The sequence below is a fragment of the Phenylobacterium haematophilum genome (genome assembly GCF_014196295.1).
GTDB lineage: Bacteria > Pseudomonadota > Alphaproteobacteria > Caulobacterales > Caulobacteraceae > Phenylobacterium > Phenylobacterium haematophilum.
The window spans coordinates 1-3337 of the sequence record NZ_JACIDK010000020.1 but is presented as its reverse complement, the minus strand read 5'-3'; the positions used below and the strand labels follow the sequence as shown (position 1 = coordinate 3337).

Here is a 3337-nt window from a genome sequence, read left to right as displayed (position 1 = left end):
GGCGGGCGGTCGCGCAGCGGAGCTTGGAGAAGGGCGGCGGATTCCTCGGCCTGTTCCGCCGCCGGTGAACCGCCTGCCACCTTGGCGTCCATCGAAGGCGACCCGGCCGTAAGGACCGGACGCCGCGGGGTTTGAGGGGCAGCGCCCCTCGGCCGCGTAGCGGCAATCCGGGGCACCCGGCGAGCTTCTTTGCGCAGCAAAGTATAGTGAGTACACCTTCCTTTCTGTCAGGCCGCCGCTATGGTGGCCCATGTCCTACGCCATCCTTCGCGTCGAGAAGCTCAAGACGCCCGGCAACATCGCCGGTTCGCTCGCTCACACCTTCCGCACCAGGGAGACCCCCAACGCGGATCTGTCGCTAGCGTCGCTGAACGAACATCACGGCCCGCAGACCCCGGAAGCGGTGATGGCGAGCATTCGTGACGCTCTGCCAGAGAAACGACGCTCAGACGCCGTTCTCTGCCTAGAATACTTCATCGGAGCGAGCCCAGAGCACTTCAAGCACGATGATGGCCGTCAGTATTTTGATGACGCTCGCAAGTGGTTGGAGGCCCGTCATGGGGCTGAAAACGTCATCAGCACCCACGTTCACCGCGACGAAACTTCGCCGCACATGGTCGCCTACGTGGTTCCTCTAGTCGACGGCCGATTGAACGCGAAACAGTTCACCGGCGGCAAGACCGCGCTGTCGAAGATGCAGACCGAGTTCGCCCAGGAGGTCGGCCGACAGCACGGCCTCGAGCGCGGGATCGAGGGCAGCAGGGCGACCCACCAGACGATCAAGGAGTTCTACGCCCACCTCGGACAGGTCGAGCAGCAGGTGGCGAGTATCGTCATCCCGACCGAGCGCGAAGTGGTCCACAAGGGCCTTCTGACCTCGACCCTGGAAGCGGACGACGCCTACGCCCAGCGTGTCGCCAATGTGGCCGTGAACGGATGGCTCCGGCGCTCAAAAAGGCCGCCCAGACGGACCTGATCGCCAAGCGGGAGCGGGAACAGGCCCGCGCCGTGAACCACCACAAGCACCAGGCGGCCGAGGCCCGAAAGAGCCTGGCCAAGTGGGAGCGCCTGGTGAGCGGTCTAGCCCCCGACCAGGTGGCCCAGCTGCTCGCCACCGTGGAGCGCCAGGCCGAGCGGATGCGGGAGGCCGCACGGGTCGTGGTCGGCTGGCTGCGGGGCGGTAGGGCCGAGGTGGACGGCCGCTACACCCTCACCATCCAGGAGCGAGGGACCGGGAAGACCGTGGAGATGGTCCACCGGAACGAGCGGGTCGCGGAGCGGTTGAACGAGGCCGGCGTGAAGATCGGAGATCTGGTCGAGGTCAGTCAGGCCGGCGACGCCAAGATCCTCGAACGGGGCCAGCAGCAGACCCAGGAGAGGGACCCCGGAAGGGGGCGCTAGGCTAGAATTGAATTTTCGGCTGAATTTTTCGATCAACCCCTTACGGAGCAAGGTGTTGATGAGGGTCTTCCCCCCCTCTGTATGCCCCCCGTGTTACCAGACGGGGGCTGGCCCTTCAGCAAGGGTCTAACGCCAAGGGGGAGGGCCTACTTGTGGGCGTTGTTCCGATCCGCCGCGCGGCGGACCAGGGCGAGAAATCCATACCAAAGGATGATGGGGATCGCCGCCACCCCGGTGACGAGGACGAAGCTCTTAACGAGCCAGAGCGGGTCCTCGGTGCTGATCGACAACCAGTCTGCCATGGTGCTGTCACTCCCCGCCTTCGCGCTGCCGAATGAGGCTTTCTAGGACACCTAGGGCCACCGTGCGACCGGGCGAGGCGTGCCAATGCTCGACGCGGTCGTGCAGGGCGTGCAGTTCCTCCGCGGTGGCGGTGTGCATCCAATCACGCAGGATCGCGGGCAGGCTGCTATCGGGTTTCACAACGGCTCCTCCGCGATCTCCGTTCGAAATCATCCTACCACCTTTCGCCCGCTGCAAGATCGGCCCGGCCGCCCTGCGGTCGCCCGCATCCGACCTCCCAGCGGGCTACAGGAGGCCCAGGAAGCCCCTTCAGGGGGTCGAGGCGTCAGATCACCCCCAGCACCCCGAAAAGCCCTCTACGGCCGTCCTGGCGGCTCGGAGCGGCCGGTTGTCCACAGACGGGGGTTTGGGGGGGAGAGAAGTCGTCCGTCCGCCAGCGTTTTGGTTCGCGCTGCCGGACGACTTCTCGACTTCTAGGGTGATCTCCTACGCGCGCGCGCATTGGGAGGGGCTTTACGTCCCGCCGGGCGGGACTTACTAGTCCCATCACACGGTAGGTAATCGGAGATTCGCCCACATGCCCGCCCAGCTCGTGAAACTCCGCACCAAGGCCGACCGCCTGAAGACGGATCAGGCCGAACAACTACGTCAGTTGGTGCTAGATTTCCCGGACCTGCCGCAGCGGGCGGTCGGGGAACTGATCGCCACCATTGACCGTCAGACCGCCTCCAGGAGTGGATGGACCTTCGTCATGATCAGCCCCGAACAGAACGCCGCCGTCGTGGACTGGCTGTCCAGGAACAGCGGCCGGCCCCTGGTCGCCATGCGGCTCTGGGCGGTGCTGTTCAGCAACCTTCGCACCGACACTGGCGAGATCGTGCAGACCCGCGACGAACTGGCGGAGTTGGTTGGTGAAACGCCCAACCACGTGAGCGAAATCATGGGCGAGCTGGCGACGATCGGCGCGATCAGCCGCCGGCGCGAGAAGGTCGCTGGGATGCGTGGACCGGGCCTGGTTCGGTATTTCATGAACCCCAAGGTCGGCACGCATCTGACCGGCGCCGCCCGCGACAAAGCCCAGACCGATTCAGCCCCCCTGTTGGCGTTGATCAATGGCGGCCGAGCGCCGTCCTAGGGTTCGAACACCCCTTCGATCGAAGAGTTCGAAATGCCTGAAGTTCGAATGTCCTTGGCCGAAGCCGGCGCGATACTCCGCATCGCCCCCAACAGCGTCCGCTCTCGCTGGAAGGCAGGAAAGCTAAGGGGCGACCGCGACAATGAAGGCCGGATTTGGGTGTGGCTCGACCCGGCCGCCCCGCCTTCGAAATCGCGACCTTCGAACCCTTCGATAGAAGGTTCGAACAGCGGGCAGGTCGAAGCCCTTGAAGCCCACATCGTCACCCTCAGAGAGCAGCTTGCCGGCGCAACCGCCGAGCTTGCGACCCTGCGGCCGCGAGCGGCGGAGCGCGACCGACTGGAGGCGGAGGCCGTGGGGCTGAGGGTCCAGGTGGAGATGCTTCAGACGGACCGCGCCGAGTGGCGGGCGGTCGCGCAGCGGAGCTTGGAGAAGGGCGGCGGATTCCTCGGCCTGTTCCGCCGCCGGTGAACCGCCTGCCACCTTGGCGTCCATCGA

The 3337-nt window shown here is 65.7% G+C and carries 6 protein-coding genes; 3 read left to right on the top strand and 3 right to left on the bottom strand.

Annotation, left to right across the window (positions count from 1 at the left end; genetic code table 11):
• Nucleotides 1-250 precede the first annotated feature (250 nt).
• Nucleotides 251-976, top strand: coding sequence for a MobV family relaxase (gene mobV / locus GGQ61_RS21955; protein WP_246371167.1), 726 nt, complete (start codon nt 251-253; stop codon nt 974-976).
• Nucleotides 937-1401, top strand: a complete 465-nt coding sequence (locus tag GGQ61_RS22560) for a hypothetical protein (protein ID WP_183777189.1) — start codon at nt 937-939, stop codon at nt 1399-1401. Before mobV ends, GGQ61_RS22560 begins: the two co-directional genes overlap by 40 nt.
• Before the next feature lie 146 nt (nt 1402-1547).
• On the opposite strand, the gene GGQ61_RS21945 is transcribed toward GGQ61_RS22560, so the two are convergent.
• Nucleotides 1548-1703: a hypothetical protein gene (locus GGQ61_RS21945; RefSeq protein WP_183777188.1), complete on the bottom strand. Its 156-nt coding sequence runs from the start codon at nt 1701-1703 to the stop codon at nt 1548-1550.
• 7 nt (nt 1704-1710) lie between these two features.
• Complete coding sequence (locus tag GGQ61_RS21940) at nt 1711-1884, bottom strand: hypothetical protein (RefSeq protein WP_183777187.1); 174 nt, start codon at nt 1882-1884, stop codon at nt 1711-1713.
• Nucleotides 1885-2281: 397 nt separating this feature from the next.
• On the opposite strand from GGQ61_RS21940, the gene GGQ61_RS21935 reads away from it, so the two are divergent.
• Nucleotides 2282-2839, top strand: a complete 558-nt coding sequence (locus GGQ61_RS21935; protein ID WP_183777186.1) for a helix-turn-helix domain-containing protein — start codon at nt 2282-2284, stop codon at nt 2837-2839.
• Nucleotides 2840-2962: 123 nt separating this feature from the next.
• Here GGQ61_RS21935 and GGQ61_RS22070 read toward each other — a convergent pair.
• Nucleotides 2963-3337: hypothetical protein (locus tag GGQ61_RS22070; RefSeq protein WP_221221198.1), on the bottom strand; the 375-nt coding region annotated here is incomplete at its 5' end.

Bases quoted from the DNA above. Each gene is read 5' to 3' on its own strand.
- mobV (WP_246371167.1), top strand. From the start codon at position 251: ATGTCCTACGCCATCCTTCGCGTCGAGAAGCTCAAGACGCCCGGCAAC.
- GGQ61_RS22560 (WP_183777189.1), top strand. From the start codon at position 937: ATGGCTCCGGCGCTCAAAAAGGCCGCCCAGACGGACCTGATCGCCAAG.
- GGQ61_RS21945 (WP_183777188.1), bottom strand. From the start codon at position 1,703: ATGGCAGACTGGTTGTCGATCAGCACCGAGGACCCGCTCTGGCTCGTT.
- GGQ61_RS21935 (WP_183777186.1), top strand. From the start codon at position 2,282: ATGCCCGCCCAGCTCGTGAAACTCCGCACCAAGGCCGACCGCCTGAAG.